This window comes from Gimesia sp. (assembly GCF_040219335.1).
Lineage (GTDB): Bacteria > Planctomycetota > Planctomycetia > Planctomycetales > Planctomycetaceae > Gimesia.
Window position 1 is genome coordinate 83,097 of the sequence record NZ_JAVJSQ010000010.1, and the last position, 14,211, is coordinate 97,307.

Annotated in this window: 16 protein-coding genes; 5 read left to right on the forward strand and 11 right to left on the reverse strand. The window is 53.4% G+C overall.

Going from position 1 to position 14,211, the window contains the following annotated elements; all coding sequences use genetic code 11:
- Positions 1–20: 20 nt before the first annotated feature.
- From RID21_RS09440 to RID21_RS09485, 10 genes are all read right to left on the reverse strand, one after another.
- The gene (locus RID21_RS09440) at positions 21–818 is read right to left on the reverse strand and encodes a hypothetical protein (RefSeq protein WP_350188385.1); all 798 of its coding nucleotides are present in this window, start codon (positions 816–818) and stop codon (positions 21–23) included.
- On the reverse strand, positions 815–2,803 hold the full coding sequence (locus RID21_RS09445) for a serine/threonine protein kinase (RefSeq protein WP_350188386.1): 1,989 nt from the start codon (positions 2,801–2,803) through the stop codon (positions 815–817). The genes RID21_RS09440 and RID21_RS09445 overlap by 4 nt, the downstream gene beginning before the upstream one ends.
- A 108-nt stretch (positions 2,804–2,911) precedes the next feature.
- The gene (locus tag RID21_RS09450) at positions 2,912–3,151 is read right to left on the reverse strand and encodes a PLDc N-terminal domain-containing protein (protein ID WP_350188387.1); all 240 of its coding nucleotides are present in this window, start codon (positions 3,149–3,151) and stop codon (positions 2,912–2,914) included.
- Between the two features lie 41 nt (positions 3,152–3,192).
- The gene (locus tag RID21_RS09455) at positions 3,193–3,861 is read right to left on the reverse strand and encodes an FHA domain-containing protein (protein ID WP_350188388.1); all 669 of its coding nucleotides are present in this window, start codon (positions 3,859–3,861) and stop codon (positions 3,193–3,195) included.
- A gap of 217 nt (positions 3,862–4,078) precedes the next feature.
- Positions 4,079–4,885, reverse strand: a complete 807-nt coding sequence (locus RID21_RS09460) for a hypothetical protein (protein ID WP_145045424.1) — start codon at positions 4,883–4,885, stop codon at positions 4,079–4,081.
- Positions 4,886–5,087: 202 nt separating this feature from the next.
- On the reverse strand, positions 5,088–6,170 hold the full coding sequence (locus RID21_RS09465) for a dipeptidase (protein WP_350188389.1): 1,083 nt from the start codon (positions 6,168–6,170) through the stop codon (positions 5,088–5,090).
- A 77-nt stretch (positions 6,171–6,247) separates the two neighbouring features.
- Positions 6,248–6,733 (reverse strand): DUF423 domain-containing protein, encoded by a 486-nt coding sequence (locus RID21_RS09470; RefSeq protein WP_145192909.1) that lies wholly within the window; start codon positions 6,731–6,733, stop codon positions 6,248–6,250.
- A 51-nt stretch (positions 6,734–6,784) separates the two neighbouring features.
- A complete protein-coding gene (locus RID21_RS09475) occupies positions 6,785–7,366 on the reverse strand; it encodes a DJ-1/PfpI family protein (protein WP_350188390.1) in 582 nt (193 codons plus the stop codon).
- 102 nt (positions 7,367–7,468) lie between these two features.
- Complete coding sequence (locus RID21_RS09480) at positions 7,469–8,347, reverse strand: sulfite exporter TauE/SafE family protein (protein WP_145045416.1); 879 nt, start codon at positions 8,345–8,347, stop codon at positions 7,469–7,471.
- A 12-nt stretch (positions 8,348–8,359) separates the two neighbouring features.
- On the reverse strand, positions 8,360–8,506 hold the full coding sequence (locus RID21_RS09485; protein ID WP_187781903.1) for a hypothetical protein: 147 nt from the start codon (positions 8,504–8,506) through the stop codon (positions 8,360–8,362).
- A 193-nt stretch (positions 8,507–8,699) separates the two neighbouring features.
- On the opposite strand from RID21_RS09485, the gene dprA reads away from it, so the two are divergent.
- From dprA to RID21_RS09510, 5 genes are read left to right on the forward strand one after another with little or no spacing between them, the layout of a single operon-like run.
- Positions 8,700–9,830, forward strand: coding sequence for a DNA-processing protein DprA (dprA, locus tag RID21_RS09490; protein ID WP_350188391.1), 1,131 nt, complete (start codon positions 8,700–8,702; stop codon positions 9,828–9,830).
- A 35-nt stretch (positions 9,831–9,865) separates the two neighbouring features.
- Positions 9,866–10,537 (forward strand): class I SAM-dependent methyltransferase, encoded by a 672-nt coding sequence (locus RID21_RS09495; protein ID WP_350188392.1) that lies wholly within the window; start codon positions 9,866–9,868, stop codon positions 10,535–10,537.
- An 11-nt stretch (positions 10,538–10,548) separates the two neighbouring features.
- Positions 10,549–11,373 (forward strand): ferritin-like domain-containing protein, encoded by an 825-nt coding sequence (locus tag RID21_RS09500; RefSeq protein ID WP_350188393.1) that lies wholly within the window; start codon positions 10,549–10,551, stop codon positions 11,371–11,373.
- 24 nt (positions 11,374–11,397) lie between these two features.
- Positions 11,398–12,117 carry an HAD family hydrolase gene (locus RID21_RS09505; protein WP_350188394.1) on the forward strand — a complete coding sequence of 240 codons (720 nt, stop codon included), beginning with the start codon at positions 11,398–11,400 and terminating at the stop codon, positions 12,115–12,117.
- Between the two features lie 33 nt (positions 12,118–12,150).
- Positions 12,151–12,651, forward strand: coding sequence for a hypothetical protein (locus RID21_RS09510; RefSeq protein ID WP_350188395.1), 501 nt, complete (start codon positions 12,151–12,153; stop codon positions 12,649–12,651).
- A gap of 20 nt (positions 12,652–12,671) precedes the next feature.
- Here the strand turns inward: RID21_RS09510 and RID21_RS09515 are convergent, their stop codons facing one another.
- Positions 12,672–14,195, reverse strand: coding sequence for a sulfatase family protein (locus RID21_RS09515; protein WP_350188396.1), 1,524 nt, complete (start codon positions 14,193–14,195; stop codon positions 12,672–12,674).
- Positions 14,196–14,211 lie beyond the last annotated feature (16 nt).

The following is a 14,211-nucleotide window of genomic DNA, read 5'->3' on the forward strand; positions in this document are numbered from 1 at the left end:
CAGTCAGCCTGGATTGTAGCCTATTGATGCGAGGCTCTCAAATACACGGTTGTTCCCAGACAGAGCAGCGTCACAAATGCAAAAGCGCCCCCCAGCCAGATCACCCGCTGATTTCCCGCCTGGAGTTTCCATTTCGTATAAAACGTCTGCTTCACAGAGGGGGAGAGTTCGACTTCCACATAAGCACGGTACATATCCTGCTTAAACGATTCACCCGATTTCAAGACATCACCAAAATCATGCTCGATCGTCTGGTAATAGCTCCGTCGCATGGCGACCTGTCTGACCAGTTCCGGGCTGAGTGTTCTGGCGTCCGACGAGTACTGTGGATGCTCAGCACTAAGTGTTTCTTCAAATTTCACACGTGCTCTTCCCAGTGCATCCTGAAATGCTTCGGCCGGAGTAGCAAACAGTCCTGACTGAAAGACCTGCTTCATGCCTCCTGAACCTTCCTGACTGGAACTGATCCACTCGGGCAGCGGTTCCGCTTTCTTAGGCTGGTCAGCCTGGGGAGCGTCATGCGGCTTAGGTGCAACTAAAGGCAGTTCGGGCAGTGGAATCGATGACGCCTCTTCCAGTAAATCAGGTGCTTTGACGGCAACTGCTGTTGTCCCCTGTACCACAGTCGCTTGTGAATTACTTTCCATGCTGACGTAAGACACGGCCAGCACAGCGGGAATAAATGCCACGAGGCAAACGCCCACAATCGCAAGGAACCGGGCTTTGTATTTCACCGTCAGGAAACTCAGAACTGCAACGATTACAGCAATGGAAATCAGAGCCATAAAACTCATGGATACACTGTCTTGGGGACTCATGCCTGTACCTCCTGCATTTCAATCGTGCGCTGATCGGGATGGATCCAGGCAGCAGACAACTGAACGACACTGGAAATAATCGCGGCCCAGGTCAGCCCCATTACAACCGGGAAGGCCCAGATGGCTGTGATGACGTATGCCACGAAGACCGTCAGCAAGACAGAGCGGACTCTGAATTTTCGCGGGCGGAAGGCATCAGCGTGCCACCACCAGCGACGGAAACAGAACAGCAACCCGAAGAACACGATGTAGGAAATCAACGTAGGTTGTCCATTCGGTAGCACCAGGGAATAAGGTCCAATCACGTTGAACAGGGGTTTTAATCCCAGATACATTCCTCGAGAACTCGGCAGGTCGGTCAGTAACAGTTCGGTCTGCAACAGATAGATCAGTGAGCCGACGACGACGCCCGCACCCAGCCAGATAATCCGACGCGTACTCTGATCGAACGACTTGCCTTCCGTGAGTTTGGCTACCAGTAATGCACCCCAGGCGGCGATCAACGTGCCGAAGGTGAGCAGTCCAAAGGGGGCCAGATCGGTGCCGCTCCAGAAACCGTTGGCGATACGTCCATCGGTGAAGCAGACCACGCCGGCCGCGATGACCAGTGTGCAGACGACTGCTTTGACGATGGAATTGCAGATATCATATGTTCGAGCGCGCCGGGACACCGAACGGGGCGTCAGCGGCGTCAGGTTTCTGGAAAAACGCGGTTTACGACGGTGCTGTTCGCGGACCCGACGGCGTTCTGCATCTGCCTTCTGCTGTTCCCGCTCGCGGATGATCTGTGTCTCCTGCAGAACCTGTTCGCGATAAGCCTGGGCTTCGGCCTGGTTCTGCTGTGCGGGCTGTTTATCCCAGAGATCGCTGATCGGAGGAGGCCCTTTCACGATGGCGCTAAACAGTCCGGAAAAGAGCATTCGACTTGAACCCGCGGTGAGCAGAAGTCCGCCACAAAAAGCACAGATCAAAATTCCCGACGCGAAGAGCGGCGCACCGGCGAAAACCCCCACCACGGCCATGAGCAGTCCAAAAGCGAGCATCACGATCAGTAGAATGGCCGGCAGTAACAGCAGGCTGTATGCCCAGTGTTTGTCTGATTGCGTTATGTTAGAATCCGTGCCTCTGGAAGGCTGCCCTTTGACTGCTTCGTATTCGAAAGAGTCATTGGGAATTTCCGTAACAGTGTCGCGTTGGAACAGAGCCCGCTCGAATTCGCGTTTGAATTGTTTGATGTCAGAGATTCGCTGCTGCGGATCTTTTTCCAGAGCCCGTCCCACAACGGCTCTCAGGTGAGCCGGCAGACGACTGAGATCCGGCTTCTCAGAGAGATGTTTCATCAGAATCTCTGCCGTCGATTCCCCGTCGAAGGGAACGACGCCGGTAACCATCTCGTAAACCAGGACACCTGCCGCGTAGACATCGACTTCCTTCCCGTAACGCCCGCGTGCGACTTCAGGCGCCATGTAGTGGACTGTGCCCACGCTCTGCGTATTTGCGCTGCGGCGACTGTGGGTAATAAACTTGGACAGACCCACGTCGCCGACTTTGATGATCTCACCATCCCGAAAAACGTTAGACGGTTTCAAATCACGGTGTACGAGACCGCGGCTGTGCAGATACGACAGACCTTCAGAAATTCCGGAGAGCCAGTACCGGACCTGTTCCATCGGCATCCCGTCGGGATACTGCTGCAGTGCCTTGTCCAGTCCCTGGCCCGAGACGTATTCCATCACCACCCAGTGATCGCCGTCCCGGTCCGTTTTGACATCAAAGATGGTGACCAGGTTGGGATGTTTGAGATTCAGGCACTGTGTGACTCCCCGCAGTTCGACGTCCATGTTCTGCTGCAGCAGTTTTAAGGCGACCTCTTTACCGGAATCGGTCAGGGCGTAGTACACCTCACCAAATCCGCCCCGATCGATGGCGCGTTTGATCGTAAATCCTTCAAGAGGCTTTGATTCTGGTGCGAAGGTGAATTTCATGGCCGCTTCCATCCGTTAAACAACGTTGTTGTCGTACGGTACTGTTTCTAATGACGGTGTTTGAATAACGTTCACAAAGTCATTCTGGTTCATAGTTTTTCGTAAGTTTTACTGCCCCGTCTGCTTAATTCGTTCCGGTCGACGCACAATGTAGTACAGCAAGGCTCCCAGTGCCTGCAGGAGAATAATCACAACGGCCCAGATAATTTTATCATTTCCCTCTGAGGGCTCGTATTTCAGGCAGTCAATCAGCATCCAGATCCAGAACGCAAAATAAAGGATCGTAAAGGCTAGTGAGAATAAAAATAGGATGAGACTTATGATTGAGAACATCATGCCGATCTCCATAGTACAAACTGTGTTGTTGCGCGAGACAACCCCGAAGCAGATTAAACAATAACCTCCCAGCGAAAGCGAAGTTCAGGACCACTCACCAGGCAACCCGGGGTTAAAACGGCTCCCTGTGAGGCAGGCTCCTCATTCACATAGATCTCCTGTCGCGAACGACAGAATACCTGGTCTCCCTGGCGGTAAATCACGACAGATCCCGGCCAGTTCTTGCAGACAATATGATTTTCTCCAGTAGCGCCCAGCAGACAGTTGTCGGCCATCAGTACGATTCCATCCAGCCGTTGCTGAGGCTGATGGAAACTGGTGAACTCCAGACAGGCAGATGTGCTGAGCGCGGTTGGCTGGGTAAATGACAGGATGGTGTCCTGGTTCAGTTTAAGCGTCGCCCGGTCCGACAGCAAGACTCGATCATTGACAGGGCGTTCCTGGCAGAGCACTGGGGCATGGGCTTCCAGATAGTAACTTTCTCCGGAACGGGTAATCGTTGCGTGGTGTCGCGACAGGTTCGACAGTAAGGCCAGATCAGCCCATTCAGAACGTAGTGGGCTGCTGGAACCTGGTTTCCCCGGGCCCCCGATTCGCAGGGTCTCCTGCAGATAAACCAGCCAGGTGCCGACTCCGTCAATCCACAGCAGGTAATTCGTACCCGCATCAGTGGGGGCAGCAGACTGCCGGTCGTCTCTGGATGTGGGAGAAAAGAAGCCCAATGAAATTCCCCTGGGAAAACGCGGATGTGTCAGGAACCGGCGGTCCGGTTACCCTCTCATTTTAACGGATTAGAAAACGAATTGTGCGAAAGAATCCTGTTTTTACTGCGGTATTCACTGTTTTTCAAACCAGGCAACGGGGGCAGGCAGCCTTGTTTCACAACAAATCCTGCCTGCCACCCCCTCGCGCCTATGGTTCGCTACGATCACACAGCGATTATTGTGCAACGACCTTGTCGCCGGACTTCAGTTTGAAGTATTCATCCATCTGCTTTACGACATCCCGTTTTTCTTCGACTTTGGTGTCGACGGGAATCAGACCGGTGAACTTACCTTCGGCATCCAGCAGCTTCTCTTTAACGTCCAGCTGCTTATTCAGATCGCGGATCAGACCTTTGGCTCGCGTGAGCTGTGAGTTGTCGATCTGCAGATTGCTGACCGTTTCAGCAGCCTGAACTGATTTGAGACGAGCTTCCAGCTGCTCGATCTGTACTTCCAGGTCCATCTTGGAAGACAGCATGTTTTCCAGCTTTTCGCGATTGGCATCCAGTGCTTTTTCGCGGGCTTTCAAAATCTGCTGGTTGCGTTTCAGGGTCTCGGAAGCGACCTTAAAACGATCAAACCGTTGTGCCAGGTCATTGCGAATGTCATCCTTGGAATAAGTCCGACTTGCATAAACGAACTCTGTATCGTTCGACTCCAGGTCAGACCGCAGCGTGAACATGGCCTCTTTCTGCTGTTTCATCGCCAGCTCTGAGTCATGCATTTCCTGTTGCAGGGTTTCTACATCCACTTGCTGCTCAGCGATCACGTGCATGCAACGCCGGATATCCGGGACCAGGTCTTCTACCATCTTACGGGCACGTTCGACTTCAAAATCGACGGGAACTTCCGATTTCACAGCTTCCCGTACCGAATTGCCGGCCGTCTTCATGTAACTCACAACATCACGGCCAAAGACGAAGGTTCCCAGCGTGGCCAGCACTGCAGCACCTATCAAGATTTTCTTGCCAAAAAATAACATTGTCCAGACTCCCTCACTCCAAGATATGTTCGATTCGGAACAGTAGGCCAAACCGATCGGCCACGTTACAAAGAGTGATTCGCTGGAGAAAATCGATTATTGACCGTTTTTCAAAAGTTTTGACGAGGTAAAAGAAAAAAGCCGTATCTCTCTACAATATCGAGGGATACGGCGTCTTATTTTGTTCGATTAATGTCGAAATTTAGCCGGCTGGCAGTGCTTTCAGGAAGAAATCGATAAAGTTCTGCGACATGATGCCTTTGATGTCAGCCTCGCTGTAGCCCCGCTTCTCCAGGATACTGGCGTACATTTCCAGGTCCGCAATCGTATCCAGATCGTGTGGCGTCTGTTCCTTGCCGAAACCACCGTCGAGGTCGGTTCCCATTCCACAATGCTTCGCATTACCAGCCAGCTGACAGATGTGGTCGGTATGGTTGGCGATATCTTCGACGGAGGTCGTCTTGGGATCAGAAACGCCGATCGTCCAGCCTGGTTTGATCATCCAGTTATCGAAAGCACAACCAATGACGGCTCCACGTTCGATCAGGGCTTTGATCTGGTCATCGGTCAGCTGACGATCCGCATCCACCAGGGAACGGCAGTTATGGTGACTGGCCAGTACAGGCCCCTGGAAAATCTCTAGAGCTTCCCAGAAGGACTGATCGGCCAAGTGGGTTACATCCAGTAACATGCCGACCCGATCCATCTCTTTCAACAGTGCGGGACCTTCCTCTTTGAGACCACCGGTACTGCCCGTTCCGTAGCAGTACGGACCGGGGCCATAATGTGCGGGGCCCAGAATCCGCAGGCCGGCATCGAACCAGTGCTCGATCTGACCGGGTGAGAGAATCGGCGGAGCCCCTTCCATGCTCAGAATGAATCCAATGGGAATCGTGCTGCCTTCTTCGCGGGCGGCTGCCTCGTTGGCTTCCCACTCCTCGACGTGACTCTTCAGGGTCTTACCGTCCGGAATTTCCCGCAGAACCCCCTTCTCCACCATAGCCCGATAATAGGCCAGCTGTCCCATGGCGACCCCATAGGCTGCTTCGCGGGACTGATAATGTGTCAGTGCTGCATCCTTGCGGTGCAGGCGGGGCAGCAGCGTAGAGATGGTCATTCCCACGCCCCCTTTGCGCAGCGCATGCCAGGAAACGGTGGCTTCGCCGGGAATAATATTTTCGAACTGTCGTTCAAATTTACGAATTTCGCTGACCGGCAGTTCCAGGTCACGGTTCCATTCGCAGGCGTTCCAGGCCATGTCAAGGTGGGCGTCAAAAATCAGCATGAATGTTCTATCCTGAATGTAGGTAGGGATGACCGGGTTCGGTCATCAATATAAGTCAGAGCCACGCAGAGGCGGCTTCAGGTCGAGGCAGGAGTCTCAGGGCCGTCTGTTTCAATTGTTGAGCCACCGCCACAGGCACAGACGCCTGCCGCGAGTGAAAACCAGCCCACAATCAACAAAGTACCCCCGATGGGCGCGATCGCTCCCCAGAAAGTTTGACCGCTTAAGGTTAAAACGTAAAGACTGCCAGAGAAAAAAATGATTCCCAGCAGAAAACACCAGCCGGCAATGTTGAGCAGCTTCTGTTTTCGCGAAGTCACACCCGCAAAACCAACGGCCAGCAGCGCCAGTGAATGATACATCTGGTACTGCGCGCCGGTTTTGAAGTCGTTCAGGTATTTCTGGGCAGCGGGCACTTCGACGCCGGTGACCGTTTTCACCTGGCCCGCATATTTTTCTGCAAAGTAACCATCGATTCCATGCGCAGCGAAGGCACCCAGAATGACGGCCAGTCCACCCAGCGCCGCGCCAATTGTCGACCAGTTAAGAGAGCAGCAGGACATCAGTTTGTCTCCAGAGTTAATTAGTAGGATCGCCTGTTCGGCTGACGAACATCAGAGTTCGATTTTTGTTCCCAGTACCTTCAGGAAAGCAGCCAGCCACTGCGGATGGGCAGGCCAGGCAGGCGATGAAACCAGGTTCCCATCCACGTGCACGCCATCAATGGCTGTTTCCACATAAGTTCCACCCGCCAGATTCACTTCGGGGCCGCAGGCAGGATACGCAGTACAGCTGCGATCTTTGAGTACTCCTGCTGCAGCCAGCAGCTGCAGCCCGTGACAGACAGCGGCCACCGGTTTGCCGGCTTCGAAGAAGCTGCGCGTGATTTCAAGTACGCGCTCGTTAAGGCGAATGTATTCGGGAGCCCGTCCGCCGGGAATCAAGAGACCGGTGTAATCATCGGGATGGACTTCTGAGAAAGTCGCATTCAGGGTGAAGTTGTGCCCCCGTTTTTCGGAATACGTCTGATCCCCTTCGAAGTCGTGGATCGAAGTCCGGATGATGTCCCCCGCTTTTTTATCCGGACAGACAACGTCGACCTGGTAACCGACCATCGTCAGCGCCTGGAAAGGCACCATGATTTCGTAGTCCTCGACATAATCGCCGGCTAAAAACAGAATTGATTTTGCAGCCATGAATGCGTCTCCCTCTTAAAAAACAGATCAGTGCCTGCGAACAGGAATGTACCTTTCCTGTCTGAGGGTGTCTGATGCTGTGAGATCAGGTTCGAATCGATTTCAGCTGACCAGCATATAGATCAGCCGTATTCCAATCATAAGAGCCACCGAAAGTAATAACCAGCCAAACTGCTGTCTCAACTGCAGGCCTTTGAGACGGGAGTTCAGGTCCGAGCCCAGTCGAGCGCCGATGGTCCCCCCCAGCAGGAGAGCGATTACAATTTCGATACTGACATTGCCGTGCAAGGCATGGGCAATCGTCGATTGAAAGGCCACAATCCAGACAATCACCAGGCTGCAGGTGATGGCGCGATGTGTGGGAATTCCCAATCCAAAAATCAGCATGGGCAGCAGCAGGATTCCCCCACTAATACCCAGCAGGCCCGAAATCAGTCCGAGCGCCAGGCCAAACCAGGCGATCACCGGAATGGAAAGCGTCCCCTCGAACAGGTTGGGGAAAGTCGCTACCGGCGGGATGAGAAAGCGGTTTTTGAAAATCGCGTCCTTCAATTCCGAGTCCGGTCGACGTGCGCTTCTCAGGGAAATGACGGCCAGTGTCAGCAGCATCAGAAAATAGACAACCAGCACCACCAGGTCCGCTACGATGATCGGCTGTCCGTTCAGCTGGATCTTGGCGGAATTCTTTGCTTTTTCCAGAATGCTGGTCCCGGCGATTACGCCGAGGAACAGTCCTCCCGTGATGACCAGGGGAAAAGCAAGGTCCCGGATTTTGATCTTCCGAGCAAGCAGAGAGGTGGTCGCCGGTCCCAGAATCTGGCAGGCACTGGAGCCGACAGCCAGTTCCATGGGGACACCCAGGACGATATTCAGAATCGGGACGAGCAGAAAACCGCCCCCGACACCGAACATGCCTGCCAGGAAGCCGATCGCGCCCCCGGCCAGCGAAATCAGCAAAAAATCAAACAATCCCACGCTCATTTTCGCACCGCCTCAAATCTGGTAGTCGGGGAAAATGTAGTCGTCATCAGAGTTATTGTTCGAGCGATCTTGCCATTGATTGAAAATCCAGTTCACGATCACTCCCCATAACACGGGGATAATGATGCAGGCGATGATAAAAAAAATCTTATCCAGCATGTACCTGGCCTTCCTGGAAATTCAAAACGATGTGCTTCGTGTTTAGAGGCAAACAGCGGTTGCTGTCAAGTGTCAGACTCCCCTTCCCTGAGATTGAGCATTGATCTTAGTTGTTTTTTCATGACTTTTATGGGAGCATGTACGCACGTTAATATAAATATCTCTGCCTGTTCTCATCGAGTGTGATCCGCATATGCCAGCCGAATCTTCTGAATCAGACCAGTTACTGCTGGATCAGATCCAGCTTAATCTGATTCAGGGAGTCGGTCCGCGCATCCGGCGTTCCCTGCTGGACCAGTTTGGAACACCGAGTCAAATCTTAAATGCCCCTCGACAGGATCTGCTGAACGTGCCGGGGATTGGCGCAAAGCTGGCCAACGCCATCATCTATCGTACCTCCAAATCGACGGCTGAAGAAGAACTGCAGCGCTGTCGAGCCGCAGGATACCAGCTGCTGTCTGAAGAGTCTGATGATTACCCATCCCTCTTAAGGGAGATGCCCGATCCCCCTGCCCTGCTCTACTGCAAAGGAGAGATCCTGCCCGAAGACGAACTGGCGGTTGCGATTGTCGGTTCACGAAAGTGTACGCATTATGGGTTGCAGCAGGCCGAAAAAATGGCAGCCGCCCTGGCTCGCGCCGGTGTGACAGTGGTGAGTGGACTGGCACGAGGCATCGATCAGGCCGCCCATCGGGGCGCTCTCAAAGCCGGAGGCCGAACGATCGCCGTAATGGCAACCGGGCTCTCGCATATTTATCCTCCCGAGCATCGCGAACTATCCAAGCAGGTCTCCGCACAAGGAGCCCTGGTGACCGAGTTCCCCCTCGACCAGGCTCCCGTGGCCGGATTGTTTCCACAACGTAACCGGATTATCAGCGGACTGTCGATGGGCGTACTGTTGATTGAAGCGGGGCGTAAGAGTGGGGCCCTGCATACAGCCCGACATGCTTACGAACAGGGGCGAGACGTATTCGCTGTTCCGGGACGAATAGATCACCCGGCGAGTGCCGGCTGTCATGATCTGATTCGCGATGGCGCCATGCTTGTCCGCAGCGTGGAGGATGTGCTGGAAGGATTGAGTCCCGCTAAAACTCCGGTGAAGGTCTCAGAAAACCGTGAAGTGCATACGCCGCGCGAACTCTCCCTGAGCGATTTTGAACGGGATGTCCTGAATTTGGTCACACTCGAGCCGCAGCATTTGAATGAAATCGTGCAATCCAGTAATCTCGACTCGTCCCGTATTCTCTCCACCTTGACGGTTCTGGAAATGCGGAAGGTCGTTAAACGTCTGCCGGGTGGGTTTCTTGTCAGAGCCACCGGCTGATCTGAACTCTGTCTTTGCTTCGAATGCCATCTTCTATGAACCTGGACTCTGCAGATACCGCCCCCGGACAGGCGGTCTACACGAGAAAAATGCTTTCCATCTACGATATCTGGGTTCTGGGAATTTCAAACTCCCTGATCTGGAAATGTCGCACTAAACAGATTCTGAACTGGATGAATCAGAGCCTGACTGCCAATCACCTCGATGTCGGTGTGGGCACCGGTTATTATCTGGAGCATTGCACCTTTCCGCGTTCAGAAGTCCGCCTGGGACTTCTGGATTTGAATCCCAACAGTCTGGCGGCCGCCGCCAGTCGGAGCGCACGCTACCAGCCGGAAGTCTATCAGGCCGATGTACTGGCTCCCCTGCCCCCGCAGGCACGCCCTTTCGATTCAGTCAGTCTGAATTATCTGCTGCACTGTCTACCCGGCGATCTGACATCAAAAGCAAAGCTGTTCGATCATCTGGGGCCCTGGTTAAACCCGGGCGCCATCATCTCCGGAGCTACGATTTTGAGTCAGGGAGTCCCGCGTGGCTTTTCGGCCCGACGTCTGATGAACTTTTATAACCAGAAAAAGATCTTCACAAATACGTCGGACAGTCTGGATGAGTTACAATCCCAACTCGCAAGTCGCTATACTGACGTGGAAGTGAAAGTGACTGGCTGTGTTGCCCTCTTTCGCGCCCGCACACCTTCACCTGGCTAACGATCATCGACATGGAAATACGCGCCTTCGCCGAACGGGTTCTCTTAAGCGAGTCTCTGGAAGAAAAACTGCTTCCCGCCCCTGAAGTACTGACTGACGAACATCCAGGAGATCCTTTGCGTATTCAGGAACCAGGGCGACCTGCGAACCTGAAGTTCGCTCCCCCGCGAACCGCCCCCGGTATGCCGAAACCCTCCGCACTACTTGAGCAGGACAAGCGGGCCCTGGCACATCACATCATGGCGAATCATGAACTGCAGGCCCTGGAAGTGATGGCCTATATTCTGTGCGCCTTCCCCGATGCTCATGCAGAGTTTCGCCAGGGAATGTGCAACATCATGGCAGACGAGCAGCGACACACGCGCATGCATAAGGAACGTGCCTCCGTGCTGGGGCTGGAGTTCGGCAGCCTGCCTGTGAACTGTTACATCTGGAAGAAAGCATTGAGTTACGAGAGTCTGCTGGATTATCTGGCCGGTCTGCCACTCACGTTCGAAGGTCGTAACCTGGATCATACTCTGGAATTCGAACAGTATTTTCTCGATGCTGGCGACCAACGGAGTGCCGCGTTGATGAAGGTCGTCTATCGCGATGAGATTCAGCACGTCGCCTTTGGTCTGCACTGGCTACGTCAGCTAAAACCCGACCACCTCTCTGACTGGGAGACCTACGAACAACATCTGCACTGGCCAGTTAGAGCTGCCCTGTCGGTCGGAGATACCTTCAATCGTGAGGGACGCAAGGAAACGGGAATGACTGACGAGTTCATCGAGCAACTCTATCAGGCCGCTCAGACCGATCAGCCCCCAAATCAGAAGCCTAAGAAACTGGATTAGACTCACAAACCAGGAAAACAGAGCATGCCGCCACGATGTAAACCAGTCTGGGACAAAGTGATCTTTGTAGACTGGCATGGCGTGCTGTCCCGCGACCCCTTCTGGCTCTCTATCCTCCATAACAGCGACCATCCCCTGCACGCCCAACTGACGGACGCAGCCGAAGTCCTGTTTCAAGACGAGTCACTGATCCATGACTGGATGCGGGGAGATGTTTCTGCGCACCAGATCTTAGACAGCTTGGATATCGATCCGGATGACTCGTTTCCCCCTGACTATCTGAGACGCAAGCTGGTAGAGGACTGTCAGTTAATGCAGGTCAATCAGCGGCTGGTTCAGATGTTGCGTGAGATCCGGCAGCGGGGAATTGGAATCGTCCTGGCGACCGACAATATGGACTGTTTTCAGGAGGCACTTCAAGACGCAAACGCGCAGAGACCGTTAACAACTCAATCCGTGGAAGAGGAAACTCTCTCGTTCCGTCAAGCTGCTCAATTGTTTGATGAAGTGCTCTGTTCCTGTAGCCAACGTGTGCTGAAACGAGAAAACCCAAAACGGTTTTACGGCAGCTGGCTGAGTGCGCATGCGCTTGAATTCGAGGACACCTTGCTGCTGGATGACCTGGAGGTTAACTGCAGTGCGTTTCAAAGAGCAGGGGGGAGGTCCCTGCAGATGACAAATCTGGATCATGATGAAGAAGAGTCAAATCTGATTGCTGCTATTCTACAGTGGCGACATCTTTGATCAGGTCCAGCATTCAGTTTGAAAGAAAGCCCGATGTCGCAAAGTGATGATCTCCAAAATGAGGCGGATAGCGAGGAGATGGGATATCATCTGATGTTTCAGCAGATGTATCCACAGGTCCGGAATTGTGACTCTCGGGCATACTTTCGAGCCAAGCTTACGAATCTCAGGAGAGCACTTGAAGTTATGTTGACGGAGGAGGAATATCAGGAAGAACGTCAGAGGATATTCAAAGAGATCATAGATCCAGATAAACGTGATCTGTTTATGAATCTGATCTTGTTATTCTTCATTTTCGTTGGGGTAACCGGAATCGCTTATGGCTTTTATACTCAGAATTGGGGATTTGTCTGTTTGGTTCCTTCAACTCTGGTATCTCTCTGGTTTCTTCGCGGTCAGCGCCGTTACTACTACTGGTTAAATTCACTGACGTTTCATCAGCGTGCAGAAATTATCGACTATTTAAGGTCTTCACATCTGATTGATGATACAGAACAGAACCAGATGCGATCCAGGCTAGAGTCACGACAGTGAATCAGACAGTTCCCCAAAAGCTATTCAGGATTCGGAGTTTTCTTTCGCGGTTTTTTCTTGCGTTTCTTTTCCAGGCTCGGGTGTTTCGGGCCGCCGCCCAGGTAGGGATGCTTTTCCAGTTCGTCTCCCTGTCCCAGTTCGCGGGGATCATGAGTTGCAACCAACTTTTGATGCAGTTCCTTCGCGAGCCTGGCTTTGATCATCTGATACATGGGATCCTGGGCCACATTCTGTTGCTGATCAGGGTCATTCCGCAGATCATATAATTCTTCTGCAGGCAACTTGCCGAAGGCCAGTTCATACAGTCGGCGATGTTCCGCATCCTTATCTTTATGGGTAACCATGTAGGTCTTGGTCGGGCCATTGTCACAATCCCCATACCAGGTGCCCGGAATGGCTGCCTTGGTGTAGTTGGGTGTTCCCGCGGGCCAGCGATCAGGCCGGTAATTGTGGATGTAAAGAAAATCGTCCGCCCGAATCGCACGGCAGGGGTAGCCTCCCATGTCAGGTTCTTCCTGTGAGGGAACGTGTCGCTCCTTGCCAAAGAAGATTTCATCGTGGTCAGCTACGATGCGTCCCGATCCGGATGCATCCAGAACCGGCATCAGACTCTTGCCGGTGACGTCTTGGGGAATTTCGACACCAGCGGCTTCGTAGAATGTGGGGGCCAGGTCAATCAGACTGACGAAGTCCGTCACACTCCGATTGGGCTTAATGTGAGAGGGCCAGCGCGCCGCCAGGGGAACGCGAGTGCCGGTATCGTACAGGCAGCTCTTGCCACGGGGGAAAGGCATACCGTGGTCGCCGGTCATGAAGATGATGGTATTGTCCAGTTCGCCTTTTTCTTCCAGCAGTTTCAGCGCGTCTCCCACGAGCTGGTCGAATCGCTGGACTTCAAAGTAATAGTCGGCGACGTCGCTACGGACTTCCTCTGCGTCAGGGAAGCAGGCGGGCAGCTTGATCTTGCTCAAATCCATGCCACTTTCTACTCCGGACCCTGGTGCGTACGGGCGGTGGGGATCACTACTGCCTAACCAGAAACAGAAGGGCTCATCGCCGTCCTGCTGGTTGAGGAAGTCCTGAAAATTTTTGAATCGTTTTCCAGCCAGTTCGCGAGAGCGGGTTTCGGTACGCCCCGGTCCCCAGGCTTTGCCTGTATGTCCTACGGTGTAACCGTGTGACTTCAGAATCTCCGGATAGGTCGTGAGACGATCCGGAAAAATACAGTGCAGGTTCGCTCCCGCAGCGAGTTGCCAGTGATATTTACCAGTTAGAATGGCACCACGGGAAGGCGTGCAGGACGGGGACGAAACATAAGCATTCTGAAACAACACTCCTTCGCGGGCGAGCCGATCGAAGGTGGGAGTTTTAACGACGGGGTCGCCATAAGCGCCGGCATGAGGCCAACCCCAGTCGTCGGCAATCGCAAACAGAATATTAGGACGTTTCGCTTTTTCGGCAGACTGAGCTGCGGAAGTTGGAATCAGATTAAATGCCAGCGTCAGACAGAACAGCAGACGCAGCCAGAAAGAACCATTAAACATAGCGCACCTTTAACGG